Below are 21,070 nucleotides of genomic sequence, written 5' to 3' on the forward strand. Positions count from 1 at the left end.
AGACGGCAGACGAGGAAGGCGGCACACCATGGGGTTCGGGCGCGGCAGGCAGCAGCAGGGGCACGGCGGGAGCGACGACCGGTCCCGCGGCGGGCAGGGCCCCTGGGACGCGTCCGGAGCCGCGGCCGCCGCCGGTCGCACATCCGGAGCCGGTTACGCCGCCACCGCGCCCGCCGTCCAGCTGAGCGACGTACGCCGCTCCTACGGGCGGGGCTCCGCCACCGTCCAGGCCCTGCGCGGCATCGACCTCAGCCTGCCGCGCGGCAGCTTCACCGCCGTCATGGGCCCCTCCGGCTCCGGCAAGTCCACCTTCCTGCAGTGCGCCGCCGGACTGGACCACCCCAGCTCCGGCTCCGTCCGCCTCGGCGGCACCGAGATCACCGGCATGAACGAGAACAAGCTGACCGTGCTGCGCCGCAGCCGCCTCGGCTTCGTCTTCCAGGCCTTCAACCTGCTGCCCTCCCTCACCGTCGAGGAGAACGTCCTGCTCCCGCTGCGCCTCGCGGGCGGCCGGGTCACGGCGGACGGCGCCGCCCGCGCCGCCGCCCTCCTCGCCCAGGTCGGCCTCGAAGGCAAGGGCCACCGCCGCCCCGGGGAACTCTCCGGCGGCCAGCAGCAGCGCGTGGCCATCGCCCGCGCCCTGGTCACCCGCCCGGACGTGGTCTTCGCCGACGAGCCCACCGGCGCCCTGGACACCACCACGGCGGCCGAGGTGCTCGCCCTGCTCCGGGGCGCGGTCGACAGCCTCGGCGCGACCGTGGTCATGGTCACCCACGACCCGGCCGCCGCCGCCCACGCCGATCAGGTGCTCTTCCTCGCCGACGGCCTGATCGCGGACCGGCTGCCGCGCAGCCCCGCCCACGCCGTCGCCGCCCGGATGGCCACGCTCACCGGCCGCCGCTGCGCCCCGACGACCGCCGCCGTCCCCACCACCGGCGACGCCGCGTACGCGGGAGCGGCCGCCTGATGCTGCGCCCCTCCCGGCCCAACGGCCTCGCGCGGGCGGCGGTGCGTTTCCGACCCGCCGCCTTCGCGGGCACCTTCCTCGCCCTCCTGATGACCGTGGCCATCGTCTGCGCCTGCGGCATCCTGCTGGAGGGCGGACTGCGCGCCTCCGTCCCGCCCACCCGGTACGCCGACGCCCCCGTCGTCATCGCCGCCGACCAGCGGATCCGCATGACCGCCGGACGCGGGGAGGACGCCGAGGAACTCTCGGTCCCGGTCCCCGACCTGGCCCGGGTGGACGCCGAACTGCTGGGCGCGCTCGCCCCGCTGGGCCGGGCCGTGCCCGACGTGTCCTTCCCCGTACGGTCCGGCGCGGGCGCGCTGACGGCGTACGGCTGGGGCTCCACCGCCTTCACCGGTGCCCGGCTCACCGCGGGCCGCGCGCCCGGGCCCGGCGAGGTCGTCCTCGGCGGCGGCGCCTCCGGGCGCGCGGACACCGGCGGCGGCCCGGAGCGGATCGCCCTCGACACCCCGGCCGGAAAGCGGGAGTTTCGGGTCTCCGGACGTACGGACGCCCCCGGCGCCTGGTTCTCCGACGACCAGGCCCGCACCCTCTCCGGCCACCCCCTCGCCCTCGACGCCATCGCGCTCCTCCCCGCCCCCGGCGCGGACCCGGCCGGGCCCGGCGCCGCGACCGCCCTCGCCGACCGGGCGCGCGCCGCCGTCGGCGACCGGGCCCGCGTCCTCACCGGCGACGCGCGCGTCCTGGACGCGCCGCTCGCCTCGGCCAGGGAAGTGCTCATCGGCCTCGGCGGCTCCTTCGGCGGCGTCGCGACCCTCGTCGCCGTCTTCACCGCCACCGGATCCGTCGCCCTCTGCGTCGGCCAGCGCTCCCGCGAATACGCCCTGCTGCGCGCCATCGGAGCCACCCCGCGCCAGATCCGCCGCTCCATCGCCACCGAAGCGCTCCTGGTCGCTCCCCTCGCGGGCGCCCTGGGCTGCGTACCGGGCGTCTTCCTGGCCGAGTGGTGGTTCGGCGCGCTCCAGGAGAAGGGGGCCGTCCCGGCCGCCCTGACGCTCCACCCCTCCTGGATCCCGTTCGCGGCCGCCGTCGCCGTCGGCCTCGGCACCGCCCTCCTCGCGGGCCGCTGCGCCGCCCGCCGCCCCGCGAAGATCCGCCCCGGCGCGGCCCTCGCCGAAGCCGCGGTGGAACGCCCGCGCCAGGGCCGGATCCGCACCTCCTTCGGCATCGCCGCCCTGGCGGGCGGATTCGCCTGCGCGGGCCTGGCGGGTGGCGGCTCCGTGACCGCCGCCGCCACCGCCGGACCCGGCGTCGTCATGCTCTTCATGCTCGCCGTGGCCCTGCTCGGACCGCTGATCGCCCGCGCCTGCGCCGCCGTCCTCGGCCTCCCGCTGCGCGCCACGGGCCCGGCGGGCTCCCTCGCCGCCGCCAACTCCCGTACCAACGCCCGCAGACTGGCCTCCGCCCTCACCCCCATCGTGCTCGCCGTCGCCTTCTCCTCCACCCTGGTCTTCCTCCAGACCAGCACGGACCGGGCCACCGGCCACCAGCAGAGCGCGGGCCTGCTGGCCGACCGCATCGTCACCGCCCCCGCCGGATCCGGCGGCCTCCCCTCCGACGCCGCGGCCCGGGCCGCCGCCCTGCCCGGCGTCACCGCCGCCGTCCCCCTCGGCCACACCTCCGTCCTCGTGCCCACCGGCAGCGGGTCCGGCGCCGAACTGCGCAGCGCCCCCGCCCAGGTCACCGGCGGCGACCTCACCCCCGTACAGGACCTCGCCGTCCGCGGCGGCTCCCTCGCCGCCCTGCGGCCGGGCACCGTCGCCGTCGACCAGGGCCTGGCCGAAGCCGCTGGGGCGCGCCTCGGCGGCCGGATCACCCTGCGGCTGCCCGACGGCGTCCGGGTCACCCCCGAGATCGTCGCGGTCTACGGCCGCGGCCTCGGCTTCGGCGAGGTCACCCTCCCGGCCGCCGACCTCGCCGGACACCGCACCTCATCCGCCGCCACCGAACTCCTGGTCCGCGGCTCCTCGCCCGGCCTCGCGGAACTCGGCGGCGCGGTCACGGACAAGAGCGGCTGGGCCACCGCCCAGGGCCTGGACCGGCGGCTCGGCGCCTGGGCCAATACCGTCATGGCCGCCGTCCTCGGCGGATTCGCCGCCCTCGCCGCCGCCAACACCCTGACCATGACCGTCCTGGACCGCCGCCGCGAACTGACCCTGCTGCGCCTGGTCGGTTCCACCCGCCGCCAGGTGCTCCGCATGATCCGCTGGGAAGCCCTCCTGATCGGCGGCGCGGGCCTGGTCCTCGGCACCGCCATCGCCGCCGCCACCCTGATCCCGATGGCGAAGGCCCTCACCGGCGAGGCACCGTACGTCCCCCCGCTGGTCTACGGCTCCTTCGCGGCCGGCGCCCTGGCCCTCACCCTCCTGGCCACGTCCCTCCCGGCCCGCCACGCCTTGCGGCGCCCGGCCTAGCAGAGACCCGTTCCTAGTCGAAGCGGATGTGGCGTACGCCGACCAGCGCGCGCCGCAGCCGTCCGCGCAGCGGGCCGTCCGTATCCGGGGTCAGCGCCAGGCCCGTGTGCGCGGCGATCCGGTCGGCGACCCGGGACACGGGCAGCCGGTCCGTCCACAAGTGCTCCGCGAACTCCGGTGCGCGCAGGGCCTCCAGGGCGCCGTCGAGACGTGCGACGGCGAAGCTCTCGCGCTTCAGCCCGCGGCCCAGGCCGCGCTCGTGCAGCCGCCGCAGTACGGTCTCGCGGTCGGCCAGCAGGGCGAAGTGCCGGACGTCGTGGCCGTTCGCGCAGCCGGCCGACCGTCTCGGCGAAGTAGCGCGGCTCCGTGACGGTCATCGGGACGAGCACCACCCCCGGGTGGCGCCCGGCCACCAGGTCCAGCACCTCGAACACGCCCTGGCGCCAGGCCGGCAGGTCCTGGAAGTCCCCGCGCAGCGCGGGCGGCAGCGCGCGGTGCAGCCCGAAGCCGATGTGTTCGGGATCGCACAGCACGCTGCCGGGCAGCCGCCGCAGCAGCGCGTGGGCGGTCTGCGTCTTCCCGCCGCCGAAGGGGCCGTTGAGCCAGACGATCACGGGGCGCTCCGCACGGACTGCCAGGGCCCGATGCCGAGCTTCCCGGTCGTCCCGACGTCGAGGGGCTCGACGAGCTTCAGCCGCACGGCCGCCGCCCCCGGCCGCGGCACCACGTCCACGTACCGGCCCTCGACCGCGGCCCCGTCCGTGACCGTGTTGCGCCACAGCAGCGGGACCCGCGCGGCGTCCCCGGGCGCCAGTTCCAGCGCCTGCGGGGGCCCGTCCATGCCCGCCACCTCGGTGGCGATCCCGCCCGACCCGTGCACCACCGCCACCTGCACCGGCCGCTGCTCCGCGTCGAGCACCCGCACCTCGGGGTACCCCTCCAACCGGTACGCCCCGGCGGCGCAGTTGACCAGACGGACACCTCCCGCCCGCAGGCCCATCGCCGCGTCCCCCTGCTCCTCGACGAGCCGGATCCCGCCCTCGGGGCACGCCTCGCCGGGATCCACCGACGGGACGTCCGTCAGCCGCGGGTTCCCCGGGTGCGTGGCCACCCCGCTCGGCCTCCCGGTCGGCCGGGGCAACCCCGCGGTCGGCACCCCGGTCGGCCCGGGCGCCACCGGCGGCGCCGGCGGCGTCGCGCACCCCCCGAGCACCACCCCGGCCACCACCGCGACCGCCCCGCCCCGCACCCCCGCCCGCCGCGCCCACCCCGGCACCCGCTCCCGCGCCGCCCGGCCCGCCACGCCCCGCATCCTGTTCCCCGTCATGCGGCGACCCTACGACGGGCCGAGCGCCGGCCGTAGCGCCCGGGGCGGCGGGCGCCCGGCCCGGGCGCCTCGGCTCGGGGGCTGTTGGGCCCTTGGGCCGGGCCTCTTGGCCGGGGTAGCGGCACGCGGGGGCGGTACCCGTGCTCCGGGCTCCCGGCCCGGGACCCGGTCCTAGGCCCGGGGCCGCGCCCCCCGCTCAACCTCCGTCGGAACCGGCTCAGGGGGCACACCCCGGGCCCTCTGGGGCAGCCCCCACCCCTCGGCACCGCGGCCCGCTGCCAGGGCGGGCGGTGCCCCCGCCCCCGGCGAGGGGCCCCGCAGTGGCCCCCGGGCGACGGCCCCACACCCGCGAGGGGACCCGCCCCCGCAGTAGCCCCCGGGCGACGGCCCCACTCCGGCAACGGCCCCCGCCCCCGGCGAGGGGCCCCGCCCGGCCACTCCTCGGCGATTGGCCGGGGCCCCGCGCCGCGGACCGGCCTAGCGTGCCCCCATGGACCGCACGCTCGCCGCCGATCTCGCCGACCTCCCCGCCCTGCTCGACGCCACCCGCCGCGCAGCCACCGACGCGCTGGCCACCCTGGCCGAACGTCCCGTCGTACCGCCACCCGTCGCACAGCGGACCGCACCGCCCACCACCGGACCGCACTCCGCCACCGCACCGCCTGCCACCGCAACGCCCACCGCCCCGCCGGTAGATGACCCCACCGCGCCCCCACCGGCAGGTGCCCGCCTCCCCACCCACGGCACCGGCCTCGCCGACACCCTCGCCGCCTTCCAGGACCACTGGGCCCCGCGGTTCTCCGCCTCCGCCGGCCCCCGCTACCTCGGCTTCGTCACCGGCGGCGCCACCCCCGCCGCCCTCGCCGGGGACTGGCTGACCGCCGCGCACGACCAGAACTCCAACTCCGCCCTCGACCCGGCGGGCCAGGACCTGGAGCGCGAGACCACCGGCTGGCTCCGCGACCTCTTCGGCCTCACCGACGCCCACACCGGCGTCTTCGTCAGCGGCGCCACCATGTCCAACACCACCGGCCTCGCCATCGCCCGCGAATGGCTGGGGGAGCGCGCCGGGGTCTCCCCGGCCCAGGACGGCGTGGCCGCCCTCGGCCCCGTCCGGGTCCTCTCCGGCGCCCCGCACTCCTCCATCGCCAAAGCCCTCGCGGTCCTCGGCCTCGGCCGCGCGGCCCTGGTGCCCGTACCGACCCTGCCCGGCCGGGAGGCCGTGGACCCGGCCGCCCTCGACCGCGCCCTCGCCGACGCCCCCGGCCCCTGCGTGGTCGTCGCCAACGCGGGCACCGTCAACACCGTCGACTTCGACGACCTGCGCGCCGTCGCCGCACTCCGCGCACGCCACGACTTCTGGCTGCACACCGACGCCGCGTTCGGCGCCTTCGCCGCGCTCTCGCCGGAGCACGCCCCGCTCACCGACGGCCTCGACGCCGCCGACTCCGTCACCGTCGACCTCCACAAGTGGCTCAACGTCCCCTACGACAGCGCCGTCCTCTTCACCCGCCGCCGCGACCTCCAGGCCCGCGTCTTCCAGAACGCCGCCGCCTACCTCGGCCCCCTCGGCGAGCACCCCGACCTCGTCCACCTCACCCCGGAGAACTCCCACCGGCTGCGCGCCCTGGCGGCCTGGTTCACGCTGCGCGCGTACGGCCGCCAGGGCCACCGGGAGATCGTCGAACGGGACATCACCTGCGCCCGGGAACTGGGCGCCGCCCTGGACGCGGACCCGGCCTTCACGCTGCTCGCGCCGGTCCGGCTGAACGTCGTCTGCTTCACCCTCGCCGACGACCCGACCCCGGCCCGCCTGACCGCGCTGCGCGAGGCCGCGAACGGCGAGGTCTTCGTCACCCCCACCGTGTACGCGGGAACCCCCGCCCTGCGCGCCGCGTTCTCCAACTGGCGCACCACGTCCGCCGATGTGCGGCGGGCCGCCGGGGCCCTGCGCCGCGCCGCCGAGGGGATCGCATGACCGACCGCCGCCCACCGCTCACCCTGACCGAGGTCGAGGCCCTGGCCCGCGCGGCGCACGCGGGGCAGACCGACAAGGCCGGCCGCCCGTACGCCGAGCACCTCGCCGCCGTCGCGGAAGGCGTCCGCGTCCGCGGCGGCAGCGCCGACCAACAGGCGGCGGCCTGGCTGCACGACGCGGTCGAGGACGACGCCCTCAGCCGCGAGTGGCTGGATTCCGCCGCCCTCCCGCAGTCCGTGAAGGACATCGTCCTCGCGGTCACCAAACGCCCGGGCGAACCGGTCGAGGCGTACACCGCCCGCATCCTGGCCACCCCGGGAGCCCTGCTCGTCAAGGAAGCGGACCTCGCCCACAACGCGGACCCGGCCCGGCTGTCCGTACTGGACGAGCCCACCCGGCGGCGCTTGACCGGCAAATATGCCCGCGTGCGCTCCCTGCTCGGCCTCTGAAACGGGCCCTGTTGGCAGAAAGGGCCGTCACCGGGCGGATAGCGGGGCCCCGTTGGTGGCACGATGTTCCTGGGGACGCGCGTGGCCGTGCGCCCCCGGGCCGACCAGGGGACGACCGAAGGTGTGATCAGTAGTGGCCATTTCGCTGTCAGTGGTGGTTCTGTTGGCGGTCATCCTGGTGGTGCTGATCCGCGGGAACCACATCAAGGCGGGCCCCGCGATCGTGGCGGTCCTCTTCGGTTTCTTCCTGGCGTCCAGCTCCATCGCACCGGACGTGAACCGCTTCCTCAACTCCCTCGCGGACACCATCGCGGGCATCAAGCTGTAGCCCGCCTCCTCCGCCCGGACCGGCGCCGTCACGCGTGCTGCGGCGCCTCGTCCTTCAGCAGGGTCCGCAGCGTCGCGCGGAACTCCGGCGTGTCGACCTCACTGTGCACGGACACGGCATGCTCCGCCGCCGCCCGCACCACTTCATCCGCCTCGCCCGAGATGGCGAGGCTGCACTTGGCTTCACTCGGGTAGTCCCGACAGTCGATGACCTTGCGCATGACGTGCCTCCGATGGGTACCGCGCCCGCGCCCGGCCACCGAGCCGACCGCCGACACCGACGCCGCGCACAGCGCCTCCTCCCACCATCCTCCCTACGCACCGCCCCCGCCCCCCGAAACCGGGGCCGGGCCCAGCGCAGCTGCGTGCGACGGCCTACGGCCCCGTGGCGGCGAGAGTGATGCGGTCGGCTTCGATGCGTGCCAGCAGATCGGTCAGTGAGCACTCGGTGCGGGCACGGGGGATCGGGTCGAAGTCCGTTACCTCCGGAGCCGTGGCCAGGTAGTCGGAGGGTGCGATCCCCCAGGCTTCGATCAGGCTCCACCCGGCCTGCACTTCGGCTCGCTGCCCGTCTACGGATGACACCCGTAGCCATGCCGTGCACTGATCGGAGAAGTCATACGGCAGGTAGGCGGTGCCGCCTCCATCCGTGAGCCCGCGCACGTGGGCGCTCCACTGCTCCAAGAGGCGCGCAAGCCTCGCCCCCAAGCCGCCCGGCGCCTCAGGGGCGTCGTCCAGTGCGAAATAGTACGAATCGCAGATGTGCCGATGAGGGCCGATCCGCAGCCGGAGATCGCTATGAGCCCCTCGGGTACGGACGCGCTCGAAATGCAGAGCGACGTGTTCTGTCATGGGTCCCTCTCAGGAAACGCCTCAGGGCCAGGTCCGAGGAAGCATCCTCTGACCTGGCCCTGAGCCATCAAGAGCGGGCGACGGGAATCGAACCCGCGTAGCTAGTTTGGAAGACTAGGGCTCTACCATTGAGCTACGCCCGCACAGCGCGTGCCGCAGGTCGCAGACCGTGGCACACGCAGCATCCTAGCGGGTTCCGGTGGGCGGGTGCACACCGCATTCCCGGGTCCGTGTCGCGCGGCGATCCCGGCGGGTGTCCCGCGTCGCGGTGCCCGCTTCCTTCACGTGCGCGTGTCGGAACGTCTCCGGGCATGTACCCTACGTGTCGCACCGACGGGGTGTGGCGCAGCTTGGTAGCGCGTCCGCTTTGGGAGCGGAAGGTCGTCGGTTCGAATCCGGCCACCCCGACCAGCATCACGCGGCACCGCCGCACATTCACCTCCGGCGCCGTCGCCGGCGGGCCCCCGCGGGAGCGGTCCGGCGGGACTGCCGGCGTATGCGCCCCGCCTCCACCGTCACGCGCGCCCCACCCTCACCGTCGACCGCCGTCACCGTCGACCTGATGATCGCGTTGTGGGCTGCTGACCGCTTGCGGTTACTATGCAAGCTGCGTGCCCGTGTGTCTGATGTACCGGGCCCGATCCGCTGAACCGCTGAATCGCAGCGACAGCAGAACCCCAGCAGTCAGCCACAAGGAGACCTAACCGTGAAGAGCGCCGTGGAGACCCTGAACCCTACTCGGGTTCGGTTCACTGTTGAGGTGCCCTTCGAGGAGCTCAAGGACAGCCTCGACGCGGCGTACAAGAAGATCAACCAGCAGGTCACGGTGAAGGGCTTCCGCAAGGGCAAGATCCCGGCCCGAGTCATCGACCAGCGCTTCGGCCGCGGTGCTGTCCTGGAGGAGGCCGTCAACGACGCCCTCCCGAAGTTCTACACCGAGGCGGTCAACGAAGCCGAGGTCAACCCGCTGGGTCAGCCCGAGGTCGACATCACGGAGCTGAAGGACGGCGAACTGCTGGCCTTCACCGCCGAGGTCGACATCCGCCCGACCGTCGAGATCCCGGACTACTCCGGCATCGAGGTCGAGGTCGACGCGGTCGAGGTCACCGACGAGGACGTCGAGAAGTCGATCGAGCAGCTGCGCGGCCGCTTCGCGACCACCAGCGTCGTCGAGCGCGCCGCCGCCGAGGGCGACGTCGTGACGATCGACCTGGAAGCCAAGGTCGACGGCGAGGTGCTCGAGGACGGTGTCGCTTCCGACGTCTCGTACACCATCGGCTCGGGCGAGCTGCTCGAAGGCATCGACGAGGCCGTGACCGGCCTGGAGGCCGGTGGCGAGGCCACCTTCACCTCCCAGCTCAAGGGCGGCTCCGCCGAGGGCAAGGACGCCGAGGTCACCGTGAAGGTCACCAAGGTCTCCGCCCGTGAGCTGCCGGAGCTGGACGACGAGTTCGCCCAGACCGCGAGCGAGTTCGACACGCTGGCGGACATGAAGGCCGACAGCCGCAAGCGCCTCGAGAACATGAAGCAGTACGACCAGGCCACCCAGGCCCAGGAGCGCGTGCTGGAGAAGTTCCTGGAGCTGGCCGAGGTCCCGATCCCCGAGAAGCTCCTCGAGGACGAGGTCAACACCCGCAAGCACAGCCTGGAGCACCACCAGCTGGGCCAGATGGGCCTGACCCTCGAGAAGTACCTGGAGATCCAGGGCAAGACGGTCGAGGAGTTCGACGCCGAGACCCGTGAGCAGGCCGTCAAGGGCATCAAGACCCAGTTCCTGCTCGACGAGCTGGTCAACAAGGAGAAGCTGAACGTGAACCAGGAGGAGCTCACCGAGCACCTCATGCGTCGCGCGCAGTCCTCCGGCATGTCCCCGGACCAGTTCGCCCAGGCCGTCGTCGAAGGCAACCAGGTCCCGATGCTGGTCGGCGAGGTCGCCCGCGGCAAGGCCCTCGCGGTCGTCGTGGAGGCCGCCAAGGTGACCGACACCAACGGTGTCGAGGTCGACCTGACGGACGAGGACGAGGACGAGGAGCAGGCCGCCGAGGCGGCCGAGGCCACCGTCACCGCCGACGCCGACGAGGCCGACGCGGAGAAGGCCGAAGAGGCCAAGTAAGCCCAGGCGGGAGGCCGGCGACGGCCTCCTCGCACGGCCCCTGAGCGGTATCCGAAGGGCCCGGACGCACGCGCGTCCGGGCCCTTCGGCTTCGCCCCGCGGGAGGCCGCGCACCGCCCGGACACCGCTCGGGCACCGGCTTCGTACCTTGCGCTCCGAGCGAACAGTTCGGGAAGCGGGATGGCGTTGTCCGACCTGCGCGTTAGGGTCCATGAATACGAGGGTTGCGGGAGTACCCGGACACCGGCGGACAGGTCCGCGCCGGCCGAGCCGCGGCCCCTGAAAGAGACGCTGAGACGGCACGTTAGCCGTCGGAGACGAGCAGGTGGATACGTGACGAATCTGAAGCCTTACGCCGCGGGTGAGCCGTCCATCGGTGGCGGCCTCGGCGACCATGTCTACAACCGGCTGCTCGGCGAGCGCATCATCTTCCTCGGCCAGCAGGTAGACGACGACATCGCGAACAAGATCACGGCGCAGCTCCTGCTCCTGGCCGCCGAGCCGGAGAAGGACATCTACCTGTACATCAACAGCCCCGGTGGCTCGGTGACGGCCGGCATGGCCGTCTACGACACCATGCAGTACATCCCGAACGACGTCGTCACCATCGGCATGGGCATGGCGGCCTCAATGGGCCAGTTCCTGCTCACCGGTGGCGCCAAGGGCAAGCGCTTCGCCCTGCCGAACACCGACATCCTGATGCACCAGGGTTCCGCGGGCATCGGCGGCACCGCGTCGGACATCAAGATCCAGGCCCAGTACCTGCTGCGCACCAAGCAGCGCATGGCCGAGATCACCGCGTTCCACTCGGGCCAGACTGTCGAGGCGATCATCCGCGACGGTGACCGCGACCGTTGGTTCACCTCCGAGGAGGCCAAGGAGTACGGCCTCATCGACGAGATCATCTCGGCCGCGTCCAACGTTCCGGGCGGCGGTGGCACCGGGGCCTGACCCCCGGCACGCCGGGGCCCCGTCCCCGGCAGCGCCGGGGCCCGACCCCCGGCGGCACCGCCCGTACCCGGCCGACAGCCCGCAGAACGCCACCAGGATGGTGAAAACCCCGATGTACATGAACAACCTCTCTTCCGCGAGCGGCCTCCACACCGGTCCGCAGGTGGACAACCGCTACGTCATCCCGCGCTTCGTCGAGCGCACCTCGCAGGGCGTGCGCGAGTACGACCCGTACGCGAAGCTCTTCGAGGAGCGCGTGATCTTCCTCGGCGTGCAGATCGACGACGCGTCCGCCAACGACGTCATGGCGCAGCTCCTGTGCCTGGAGTCGATGGACCCGGACCGCGACATCTCCATCTACATCAACAGCCCCGGTGGCTCCTTCACCGCGCTGACGGCGATCTACGACACGATGCAGTTCGTGAAGCCGGACATCCAGACGGTCTGCATGGGGCAGGCGGCCTCCGCCGCCGCCGTCCTGCTGGCCGCCGGTACGCCCGGCAAGCGCATGGCGCTGCCGAACGCCCGCGTGCTGATCCACCAGCCGTCCGGCGGCACCGGCCGCGAGCAGCTCTCCGACCTGGAGATCGCGGCCAACGAGATCCTGCGCATGCGTGACCAGCTGGAGAACATGCTGGCCAAGCACTCCACGACGCCGATCGAGAAGATCCGCGACGACATCGAGCGCGACAAGATCCTCACGGCCGAGGACGCGCTCGCCTACGGTCTGGTCGACCAGATCATCTCCACCCGCAAGAGCAACGCGGTCTGATCCTTGCCGCCCCTTGGCGTGGAGGCTCGTCGCAGAAGGCGATGTGAACCACGTCAAGGGGGCCCCGCAGGGGGCACTTGGCAAGGTACCGTCGGATAGAGGCACCAGGAGCGCTGAACCAGGCGTCTCCCAGGCGAAGGGGAAGCACCTCGTGGCACGCATCGGTGATGGTGGCGACCTGCTCAAGTGCTCGTTCTGCGGAAAGAGCCAGAAGCAGGTGAAGAAGCTCATCGCAGGTCCCGGTGTGTACATCTGCGACGAGTGCATCGACCTCTGCAACGAGATCATCGAAGAGGAGCTGGCCGAGACTTCCGAGGTCAGGTGGGAGGAACTCCCCAAGCCTCGCGAGATCTACGAGTTCCTGGAGGGCTACGTCGTCGGCCAGGAGCCGGCGAAGAAGGCGCTCTCCGTAGCGGTGTACAACCACTACAAGCGCGTGCAGGCCGGCGAGAACGGCGGCGCGCAGGGCCGGGACGACGCGATCGAACTCGCGAAGTCCAACATCCTCCTGCTCGGACCCACGGGTTCCGGCAAGACGCTGCTGGCCCAGACGCTCGCCCGCATGCTCAACGTCCCGTTCGCCATCGCCGACGCGACGGCGCTGACGGAGGCGGGGTACGTCGGCGAGGACGTCGAGAACATCCTGCTCAAGCTGATCCAGGCCGCGGACTACGACGTCAAGAAGGCCGAGACCGGGATCATCTACATCGACGAGATCGACAAGGTGGCCCGCAAGAGCGAGAACCCGTCGATCACGCGCGACGTGTCGGGTGAAGGCGTCCAGCAGGCCCTGCTGAAGATCCTGGAGGGCACGACCGCCTCCGTCCCGCCGCAGGGCGGCCGCAAGCACCCGCACCAGGAATTCATCCAGATCGACACGACGAACGTGCTCTTCATCGTGGGCGGAGCCTTCTCCGGCCTGGAGAAGATCATCGAGTCGCGCGCCGGGGCCAAGGGCATCGGCTTCGGGGCCACGATCCGCTCGAAGCGCGAGATCGAGGCCAGCGACCAGTTCCACGAGGTCATGCCGGAGGACCTGGTGAAGTTCGGGATGATCCCGGAGTTCATCGGCCGCCTGCCCGTGATCACCTCGGTGCACAACCTGGACCGCGAGGCGCTGCTCCAGATCCTCATCGAGCCGCGCAACGCGCTGGTGAAGCAGTACCAGCGGCTGTTCGAACTCGACGGCGTCGAGCTGGACTTCGAGCGCGAGGCGCTGGAAGCGATCGCGGACCAGGCGATCCTCCGCCAGACGGGTGCGCGGGGCTTGCGCGCCATCATGGAAGAGGTCCTGATGTCGGTGATGTACGAGGTCCCGTCGCGCAACGACGTGGCCCGCGTGGTCATCACCTCCGAGGTCGTCCGCTCCAACGTGAACCCCACGCTGGTCCCGCGGATCGTCCCGAAGGACCAGGGCCCGCAGGAGAAGTCGGCGTAACGGCCGCGGCCGAGCACGTACGAGGAGGGGCGCCCCGGATCGCCGGGGCGCCCCTCCTTCGTGTGCGTGCCGTCTGGCCGCCGGGCCGGTATCAGGCCTTGACGCGGGCCGTGTTGTAGAGCTTGGCCGTGAGATCTGCGGCCTGCTCCAGCGTGTAGCCCGGCTTGCCGGCGAGCACGGAGGCCAAGTCCGTGGCGCTGACCACGCTCAGGGTGCTGTAGTCACCCCAGATGCAGATCGGAAGCGTGGCCGACTGGGGGCCCTTGGAAACGGTGCTCTTGGAGGTCAACTTGGCCTCCTGGCACTTCAGCACGGCGCCCTTGAAGCCCGCCGGGCTCATCGTCTTGGGGCTGCCGATGAGCTCCATTTCCGTGCTTTTGGAGTCCTTCGCGGTGTTCAGCTTGGCCATGGCGAAGTAGCCGTCCACTGCCTTCTCGGGGTCGGCGATCTCGCCGTACACACCCTGGAAGTTGAGGCCCTTGGCCAGCAGAGGGTTCTTCGGGTCACCGGCCTGGTACGTCATGCCCACCTGCGCGGGGTTCTTGACGCCCGCGGCCTGTGCCTCCTGCTTGTCCTTGTCGGTGAAGGGCTTCTGCTGGTAGGCCGGGTCCTTCTTGAATTCGGCGACCGTGTCGGGCGCCACCAGCTTGTACCCCTTGGTGTCCGCGGCCACCGCGCCGCCCGAGGCGCCGCCGCCCTTCGTGAAGTAGTAGCCCGCGCCGCCGATGACCGCGACGGCCAGGACCACCGAGAGGATGATCACGCCCGTCTTGGACTTCTTCGGGGGCTGCTGGTAGCCGGGCTGCTGGTACCCCTGCTGGGGGAAGCCGGGCTGCTGCTGCGGGTAGCCCTGCGGGGGGACGCCCGGCTGCTGGGGGTAGCCGTAGCCCGGGGCGGGCGGGGGCGGGGGCTGCTGGGGGTAGCCGGGCTGCTGGTACCCCGGCTGCTGCTGCGGGTAGCCGTATCCGGGCTGCGGCGCGGGCTGTTGTCCGTACGGTCCCGGCTGGCCGCCGTACGGTCCCGGCTGCTGCGGCTGCTGGCCGCCGTACGGCCCTGGCTGGTTGTAACTCATACCCGCGTCCCCCTTAGGAACCTCTTATGTTGCTCACATCCTCGCGGAAGGACGCGCGCGATCGCGCCCCGGGGCCCCCGGCGTTACCGAACTACGACGCGGGGATTTCCATCGCTTGGCGTAGGGCACGGGCCTGAGCCGCGAGTGCACCGGTCGTGACCGACTCGTTCCTTTCGACCGGGACCGTGACCGTCACCACCGTGCTGTGGTCGGCCCACACGCACAGCGGGATCGGCATTTTCTGCACGGTCGGTGTGCTGCAGCGCATCGTGCCGCCTGCCGGTGTGCCCGCGTCGTGCGTGACGATCTGCCCGTACTGGATCTCCAGGGAAGCGAAGGCGCTGTCCAGCATGGCGGCCGGGTCTTTGCCGCCGAAACGGCCCGCCGACCCGCTGACCAGTAGCTGGGCGTCGCCTGACTCATCCGCGTACACGACGGCTACTGGCGTCGTGCCCGGCCTCGCGGTCCCCTGACCCTGCTTTATGGCGTCGACCCGCGTCCCGGAGTCCTGGAGGGTCAGGCCCTGGAAGGAGGTGGGCGGCGCCAGCTTGTAGCGGCCGGAGTCGGCTGATTCGGGGGCCGCTGTGACTGACTGGTGCTGCTCGGAGCGCTCGTCGTCCGCCGACCTGTCGTCGGCGAGCAGTGCATTCATGGCGAGTCGGCCGCCGAACAGGCCCGCCACGGCCGCGAGTACGGTCACGCTCGTCCACAGAAGGCGCTTCGCTTTCGAGGGGGGAGGAGGCGGAGACACATGGGCCGCGTAGGGGCTCGGAGGCGCCTGGGCGGGAGGTTGGGTCAGCTGCTGATCGTTCTCGCTCATGTGCCCAGTGACACCGACCTGCCATGCGCAGGTCAACAGATGGCCCCACGCGGTATCGATTCGTAACGGGGCCGGGGCCGCCCGTATCCTGTGCGCGTGACCGAGAACGCGCAGACACCCAGCAGCCCCGACTCCGAACTGCCGACCGCGTACGTGCCGGCCGACGTAGAGGGGAAGCTCTACGAGCGCTGGGTAGAGCGTGGGTACTTCGAGGCGGACGAGAAGAGCGAGAAGCCTCCGTACGCCATCGTCATCCCCCCGCCGAACGTCACCGGCAGCCTCCACCTGGGGCACGCCTTCGAGCACACGCTGATCGACGCCCTCACCCGCCGCAAGCGCATGCAGGGCTACGAGACGCTGTGGCAGCCCGGCATGGACCACGCGGGCATCGCGACGCAGAACGTCGTCGAGCGCGAGCTCGCCAAGGAGGGCAAGTCCCGCCACGACCTGGGCCGCGAGGCGTTCGTCGAGCGGGTCTGGCAGTGGAAGGGCGAGTCCGGCGGTCAGATCTCCGGCCAGATGCGCCGCCTCGGCGACGGCGTCGACTGGTCGCGCGAGCGCTTCACCATGGACGAGGGCCTGTCCGAGGCCGTCCAGACCATCTTCAAGAAGCTCTACGACGACGAGCTGATCTACCGGGCCGAACGCATCATCAACTGGTGCCCGCGCTGCCTGACCGCGATCTCCGACATCGAGGTCGAGTACCAGGACGACGAGGGCGAGCTCGTCTCCATCCGCTACGGCGAGGGCGACGCGTCCATCGTGGTCGCCACGACCCGCGCCGAGACGATGCTGGGTGACACGGCCGTCGCCGTCCACCCCGAGGACGAGCGCTACAAGCACCTCGTCGGCACCGAGATCGAGCTGCCGCTGACCGGCCGCCGCATCCCGGTCGTCGCGGACGAGCACGTCGACCCCGAGTTCGGCACCGGCGCCGTCAAGGTGACGCCGGCGCACGACCCGAACGACTTCGAGATCGGCCAGCGCCACGGCCTGCCGAACCTCGCCATCATGGACGAGCACGCCGTCATCACCGTCCACGGCCCCTTCCAGGGCCTGGACCGGCTGGAGGCCCGCTCCGCCATCGTCGCCGCGCTGCGCGCCGAGGGCCGGATCGTCGCCGAGAAGCGCCCGTACACCCACTCGGTCGGCCACTGCTCGCGCTGCAAGACGACCATCGAGCCCCGCCTGTCGCTCCAGTGGTGGGTCAAGGTCGCGCCGCTCGCCCAGGCCGCCGGTGACGCGGTCCGCGACGGCAAGGTCAAGATCCACCCGCAGGAGATGGAGAAGCGGTACTTCGACTGGGTCGACAACCTCCACGACTGGTGCATCTCGCGCCAGCTGTGGTGGGGCCACCGCATCCCGGTCTGGTACGGCCCGAACGGCGAGATCGTCTGCGTCGGCCCCGACGAGCAGCCGCCGTCGGGCGAGGGCTGGACCCAGGACACGGACGTCCTGGACACCTGGTTCTCCTCCGGCCTGTGGCCGTTCTCCACGCTCGGCTGGCCGCAGCAGACCGACAGCCTGGCGAAGTTCTACCCGAACGCCGTGCTGGTCACCGGCTACGACATCCTCTTCTTCTGGGTCGCCCGGATGATGATGTTCGGCCTGTACGCGATGGACGGCACCCCGCCGTTCGGCACCATCGCCCTGCACGGCATGGTCCGCGACGAACGCGGCAAGAAGATGTCGAAGTCCTTCGGCAACGCGGTCAACCCGCTGGACTGGATGGACAAGTACGGCTCCGACGCCGTCCGCTTCACCCTGGCGCGCGGTGCCAACCCCGGTGTCGACGTCCCGATCGGCGAGGACTGGGTCCAGGCCTCCAGCAAGTTCGCCAACAAGATCTGGAACGCCACGCGCTTCGCGATGATGAACGGCGCCACGATCGAGGGCGACCTGCCGCCGGTCGAGGAACTGTCCGCGACCGACCGCTGGGTGCTCTCCCGGCTGAACGAGACGGTCGCGCAGGCCGACGCCTACTACGAGGACTACCAGTTCTCGAAGCTGTCGGACGCCCTGTACCACTTCGCGTGGGACGAGGTCTTCGACTGGTACGTGGAGCTGTCGAAGACGACCTTCTTCGCGGGCGGCGAGCCGGCGAAGGCGTCCGCCCGGGTCCTGGGCGAGGTCCTCGACGTCATGCTGCGCCTGCTGCACCCGGTGGTCCCGTTCGTCACGGAGACCCTGTGGACCGCGCTGACCGGCGGCGAGTCCCTGGTGATCGCCGAATGGCCGAAGGACAGTGGCTTCCGCGACGCGGCCGCCGAGGGCGAGATCGAAAGCGTCCAGAGCCTGGTCCGTGAGGTCCGCCGGTTCCGCAAGGAGCAGGGCCTCGACGACAAGCAGAAGGTCCCGGCCCGTCTGGACCTGTCCGCCACCGCGCTGGCGGCGCACGAGGCCGCGATCCGCCAGGTGCTGCGCCTGCAGCCCGAGGGCGACGACTTCAGCGCCACCGCGACCCTGCCGGTCGCCGGGGCCACGGTCGCGCTCGACCTGTCGGGCACCATCGACATCCCGGCGGAGCGCAAGCGGCTGAGCAAGGACCTGGCCGCCGCCGAGAAGGAGAAGCAGCAGGCCGAGGCGAAGCTCGGGAACGAGGCGTTCATCGCCAAGGCCCCCGACAACGTCGTGGACAAGATCAAGGGCCGGCTGACCAAGGCCGAGGCGGACATCGCCCGGATCAAGGCCCAGCTGGAGTCCCTGCCGGCCGCCTGAGGACGGGTGGCGCAGACACGGGGAGGGCCCCGCACCGGTGACGGTGCGGGGCCCTCCCCGTGTGCGCGGCCCGTCAGCGCCGGCCGCGCCGCCGGGTGAGGAAGGCGGTGGCCACGAGTGCCAGCGCGCCCGCGCCCGTCCCCGCGAGCCCGGCCGTCAGGCCCGGAGGGCGGTAGGCGCAGTCGATCCGTGCGGCGCCGCCCTTCCCGAGCGGTACGCCGAGCAGCCCCTGGTACGGGACGGGCGGCCGGGCGGGGCCGCCGTCGACCGAGCAGGTCCAGCCCGGGGGAGCCGTGGTGGCGACCACGGCGGTGCCGGTGGAGCCCTTCGGCAGGTGGGCGGTCAGCGCGTGACCACTGGTCTCCACGGCGGCGCCGCCGGTCTCCCGGAGCGTCCTGACGGCCTGCTCGAAGGCCGGGACGTCCAGGCAGCCGAGGGCGTCGGCGGGCAGCGACTGGCCGTCCTCGCCGGTGTGGACGGTGAAGGTGAAGCGGCCGTCGGCCGGGACCGTGCCCAGCTCCTTCAGCGGGGCCAGGCGCTGCGGCGGGTCGCCGTAGAAGCCTTCGGAGGCGCCGCCGGCGGCCGCGACATCGGCGCGCAGCGCGGGCGCGTGGAAGAAGGCGCGCGCCCCCGGCGCGCACCGGGCGGTGAAGGTGTTCCCCGCCGGGTCCCCGGCCGCCTCGCCCGCGGTGCCCACCGGTTCGGGGGCCAGCCGCAGCCCGCGCCGCGGGTCCTTGGCCGCGAGGGCGGGGACCTCGTACACGCGGGCGCCGAGCGCCGCCTGGCGCCGGGCCCACACCGAGTCCGCGGGGGCGCCGTACGCCCGGTCGCTGCCCGGCGGCCGTACGGCGACCAGCGGCACGGCGGCCGTCTCGCGGACCCGGACCCCGTCGGTGCCGATCACGTCGAGGGTGGTGCCGATGCCGAGGAGGGCCTGCAGGACGGGGTCCCGGGCGGGCCACAAGTGGCGGCCGCCCATGGCCTCGCCGAGGCCGAGTCCGGCCAGCGCCCCGGCGGTCTCCTTGGTGATGTAGCTGCTGTAGTACGAGCCGCCGCCGGTGCCCAGCAGCATCGCGTCGTTGTTGGTGACGAAGACGCCGGGTCCGGGGTCGGTGCGCGCGGCGGGCCAGTCCTCGCGCGGCACCAGGGCCCGACGGGTGTTCAGGCCGAGCTGGGTCATGGTCTGGGCGCGGACCGGGCCGCGCCGGGCGGGGTCGAGGAGGTCGGTGAGCCCGTAGGCGGAGTACGTCGCCCCCGCCAGGACGGTGACGGCGAGCAGCGCGACGACGGCGCTGCGGGCCGGGCGGCGCAGCCCGCGCGCGTAGAGCAGCAGGAGCGCGGTGACGGCGGCGCCGCCCGCGAGGGCGCCGGTCAGCGCGTGGCCGCCGACCGGCTGGGCGTCGTACGTCACGGCGAGCAGGAGGGCGAGCAGCGCGGCCCCGCCCAGCAGGGCGCGGGGGCGGGGCATGCGGGCCAGGCAGACCCACGCGGCCATGGCCAGGAAGCCGCTGAGGACGAAGGATTCGCGGAAGGGGGCGCCGTGCGGGAGGGCGAGGCCCTGCCACAGCTTCGCGGTGGGGGTCCACACGAAGGAGAGCGCGGTGGCGGTGATCAGCACGGCCCAGGCCACCCGTTCGCGGACCGGGACGCGGGACTGGAAGGGCAGCGCGAGGACCAGCAGGAGGACGAGGGAGCCCGTGAACACGTTCGGCGCGGAGGGGCTCGCGATGCTGCCGGGCAGGAACATCGCCAGGTAGGTCCGGACGGGGGTGGCCACACTGACGACGTATTTGTCGGTGGGCTGCGCCTGGGCGTTGGCGAGCGCGCACACCAGGATGGCGGGGGCGGCCAGCAGCATGCCGGTGGTGGTCCTGGCCGCGGCCCGCCCCAGGACCCGCAGCCGGGTGCGCCGGTCGGTGCCGGCGCTCGTCAGCCGCAGCAGCAGGACGAGCGCGGCCGCCAGGGTGGCCATGGCTGCGGTGTAGAAGTTCGCGTACCAGCAGAGCGCGACCACGAGGCTGCCGAGGATGGGATGACGGCCGGTCAGACACCAGTCGGCGGCTATGCAGAGCAGCGGGAGGGCGACCAGCCCCCACATCCACATGGGCACGATGGCGCCCTCGGAGGTGTTCCAGCCGCACAGGGCGTAGCCGACGGACATCAGGGCGCGCAGCCACGGCGAGCCGGGGCGCAGCCTGCCGAGGCAGACGGTCATGGCGGCGGCGGCCAGGCCCATGCTGAACAGGCTGACCAGGAAGACCGGGAACTCGCTCTGGTCGCGGGGGAAGAGGCCGACGAGCCAGGAGAAGGGGTTGGCCAGGTAGGTGAAGAAGTCGCCGAGGAAGCCGACGCCGTAGCCGCTCTGCCAGTTGTAGAGGAGGTCGCCGTGCGCGGCGCCGTGCTGGACGTCCCACAAGTGGGTGTGGAAGGGGACGTACTGGTGGCGCAGGTCGTTGTCCGCGCGGGGCGAGGGCCCGAAGGGGTAACTGCCGTGGAGGGCGAGGCCCGCGCAGTAGGCGGCCATGGACATGAGGGCCGAGACGAGGGCGGCGAGCGCGCCCGCGCGGCGGCGGCCCGCGGGCGCGGCGGGGCGCTCCGCTCCGGTGCGGCTGCCCGCCGCCCCGGGCAGGGCGACGGCGGTGGTCGGGGCGGTGCTCATCGCGATGCGGGCCTCGGGTGGTCGGTGTGCTGCCGGACCGGAGGGCCGCAGAGCCCCGATCTTAGATAAACCGTCAGGAGATTCGAACACCGTGTGCGGAAATTCAGACAGCCGGAATTCCTTCCGGTCCGGGACGGAGTGCGGCATATCACC

At 72.7% G+C, this 21,070-nt stretch carries 16 protein-coding genes, 2 tRNA genes and 1 pseudogene; 11 read left to right on the forward strand and 8 right to left on the reverse strand.

Features of this window, described 5'->3' with window-relative positions:
• Positions 1-28 precede the first annotated feature (28 nt).
• Positions 29-967, forward strand: coding sequence for an ABC transporter ATP-binding protein (locus tag AC0693_RS06800; RefSeq protein WP_478801163.1), 939 nt, complete (start codon positions 29-31; stop codon positions 965-967).
• On the forward strand, positions 967-3,441 hold the full coding sequence (locus AC0693_RS06805) for an FtsX-like permease family protein (RefSeq protein ID WP_478801164.1): 2,475 nt from the start codon (positions 967-969) through the stop codon (positions 3,439-3,441). Before AC0693_RS06800 ends, AC0693_RS06805 begins: the two co-directional genes overlap by 1 nt.
• 13 nt (positions 3,442-3,454) lie before the next feature.
• On the opposite strand, the pseudogene AC0693_RS06810 reads toward AC0693_RS06805, so the two are convergent.
• Together AC0693_RS06810 and AC0693_RS06815 are read right to left on the reverse strand one after the other, a co-directional pair.
• Positions 3,455-4,055 (reverse strand): annotated as a pseudogene (locus AC0693_RS06810) (AAA family ATPase).
• Positions 4,052-4,768: a DUF4232 domain-containing protein gene (locus tag AC0693_RS06815; protein WP_478801165.1), complete on the reverse strand. Its 717-nt coding sequence runs from the start codon at positions 4,766-4,768 to the stop codon at positions 4,052-4,054. Before AC0693_RS06815 ends, AC0693_RS06810 begins: the two are co-directional and overlap by 4 nt.
• Positions 4,769-5,258: 490 nt before the next feature.
• Here AC0693_RS06815 and AC0693_RS06820 point away from each other — a divergent pair, with 490 nt between their 5' ends.
• From AC0693_RS06820 to AC0693_RS06830, 3 genes are all read left to right on the forward strand, one after another.
• Complete coding sequence (locus tag AC0693_RS06820; RefSeq protein WP_478801166.1) at positions 5,259-6,746, forward strand: pyridoxal phosphate-dependent decarboxylase family protein; 1,488 nt, start codon at positions 5,259-5,261, stop codon at positions 6,744-6,746.
• The gene (locus tag AC0693_RS06825; protein ID WP_478801167.1) at positions 6,743-7,195 is read left to right on the forward strand and encodes an HD domain-containing protein; all 453 of its coding nucleotides are present in this window, start codon (positions 6,743-6,745) and stop codon (positions 7,193-7,195) included. The genes AC0693_RS06820 and AC0693_RS06825 overlap by 4 nt, the downstream gene beginning before the upstream one ends.
• A 133-nt stretch (positions 7,196-7,328) precedes the next feature.
• Positions 7,329-7,523: a hypothetical protein gene (locus AC0693_RS06830; RefSeq protein ID WP_030159386.1), complete on the forward strand. Its 195-nt coding sequence runs from the start codon at positions 7,329-7,331 to the stop codon at positions 7,521-7,523.
• 28 nt (positions 7,524-7,551) lie between these two features.
• Here the strand turns inward: AC0693_RS06830 and AC0693_RS06835 are convergent, their stop codons facing one another.
• The 3 genes from AC0693_RS06835 to AC0693_RS06845 all read right to left on the reverse strand — a co-directional run bounded on the left by AC0693_RS06835 (position 7,552) and on the right by AC0693_RS06845 (position 8,517).
• Complete coding sequence (locus AC0693_RS06835) at positions 7,552-7,743, reverse strand: DUF1059 domain-containing protein (protein WP_356415364.1); 192 nt, start codon at positions 7,741-7,743, stop codon at positions 7,552-7,554.
• Between the two features lie 154 nt (positions 7,744-7,897).
• Positions 7,898-8,374 (reverse strand): hypothetical protein, encoded by a 477-nt coding sequence (locus AC0693_RS06840; protein WP_478801168.1) that lies wholly within the window; start codon positions 8,372-8,374, stop codon positions 7,898-7,900.
• Positions 8,375-8,446: 72 nt separating this feature from the next.
• Positions 8,447-8,517, reverse strand: a tRNA-Gly gene (locus tag AC0693_RS06845).
• 191 nt (positions 8,518-8,708) lie between these two features.
• On the opposite strand from AC0693_RS06845, the gene AC0693_RS06850 reads away from it, so the two are divergent.
• The 5 genes from AC0693_RS06850 (at position 8,709) to clpX (ending at position 13,648) form a co-directional block, all read left to right on the forward strand.
• Positions 8,709-8,785 (forward strand) — tRNA-Pro (locus AC0693_RS06850).
• Between the two features lie 295 nt (positions 8,786-9,080).
• Positions 9,081-10,487 (forward strand): trigger factor, encoded by a 1,407-nt coding sequence (gene tig / locus AC0693_RS06855; protein ID WP_356415418.1) that lies wholly within the window; start codon positions 9,081-9,083, stop codon positions 10,485-10,487.
• A gap of 333 nt (positions 10,488-10,820) precedes the next feature.
• Positions 10,821-11,438, forward strand: coding sequence for an ATP-dependent Clp protease proteolytic subunit (locus AC0693_RS06860; RefSeq protein WP_030649990.1), 618 nt, complete (start codon positions 10,821-10,823; stop codon positions 11,436-11,438).
• Positions 11,439-11,556: 118 nt separating this feature from the next.
• Positions 11,557-12,210 carry an ATP-dependent Clp protease proteolytic subunit gene (locus AC0693_RS06865; RefSeq protein WP_356410556.1) on the forward strand — a complete coding sequence of 218 codons (654 nt, stop codon included), beginning with the start codon at positions 11,557-11,559 and terminating at the stop codon, positions 12,208-12,210.
• 151 nt (positions 12,211-12,361) lie between these two features.
• Positions 12,362-13,648 carry an ATP-dependent Clp protease ATP-binding subunit ClpX gene (gene clpX / locus AC0693_RS06870; RefSeq protein ID WP_356410558.1) on the forward strand — a complete coding sequence of 429 codons (1,287 nt, stop codon included), beginning with the start codon at positions 12,362-12,364 and terminating at the stop codon, positions 13,646-13,648.
• Positions 13,649-13,739: 91 nt separating this feature from the next.
• On the opposite strand, the gene AC0693_RS06875 is transcribed toward clpX, so the two are convergent.
• Complete coding sequence (locus AC0693_RS06875; RefSeq protein ID WP_478740751.1) at positions 13,740-14,720, reverse strand: hypothetical protein; 981 nt, start codon at positions 14,718-14,720, stop codon at positions 13,740-13,742.
• Positions 14,721-14,811: 91 nt separating this feature from the next.
• The gene (locus tag AC0693_RS06880; RefSeq protein WP_478801169.1) at positions 14,812-15,420 is read right to left on the reverse strand and encodes a hypothetical protein; all 609 of its coding nucleotides are present in this window, start codon (positions 15,418-15,420) and stop codon (positions 14,812-14,814) included.
• Positions 15,421-15,636: 216 nt separating this feature from the next.
• Here AC0693_RS06880 and AC0693_RS06885 point away from each other — a divergent pair, with 216 nt between their 5' ends.
• Complete coding sequence (locus AC0693_RS06885; protein WP_478801170.1) at positions 15,637-18,258, forward strand: valine--tRNA ligase; 2,622 nt, start codon at positions 15,637-15,639, stop codon at positions 18,256-18,258.
• Between the two features lie 73 nt (positions 18,259-18,331).
• Here the strand turns inward: AC0693_RS06885 and AC0693_RS06890 are convergent, their stop codons facing one another.
• On the reverse strand, positions 18,332-20,917 hold the full coding sequence (locus AC0693_RS06890; protein WP_478801171.1) for a YfhO family protein: 2,586 nt from the start codon (positions 20,915-20,917) through the stop codon (positions 18,332-18,334).
• Between the last annotated feature and the right edge of the window lie 153 nt (positions 20,918-21,070).

The sequence above is a fragment of the Streptomyces sp. NPDC043876 genome, assembly GCF_056435825.1.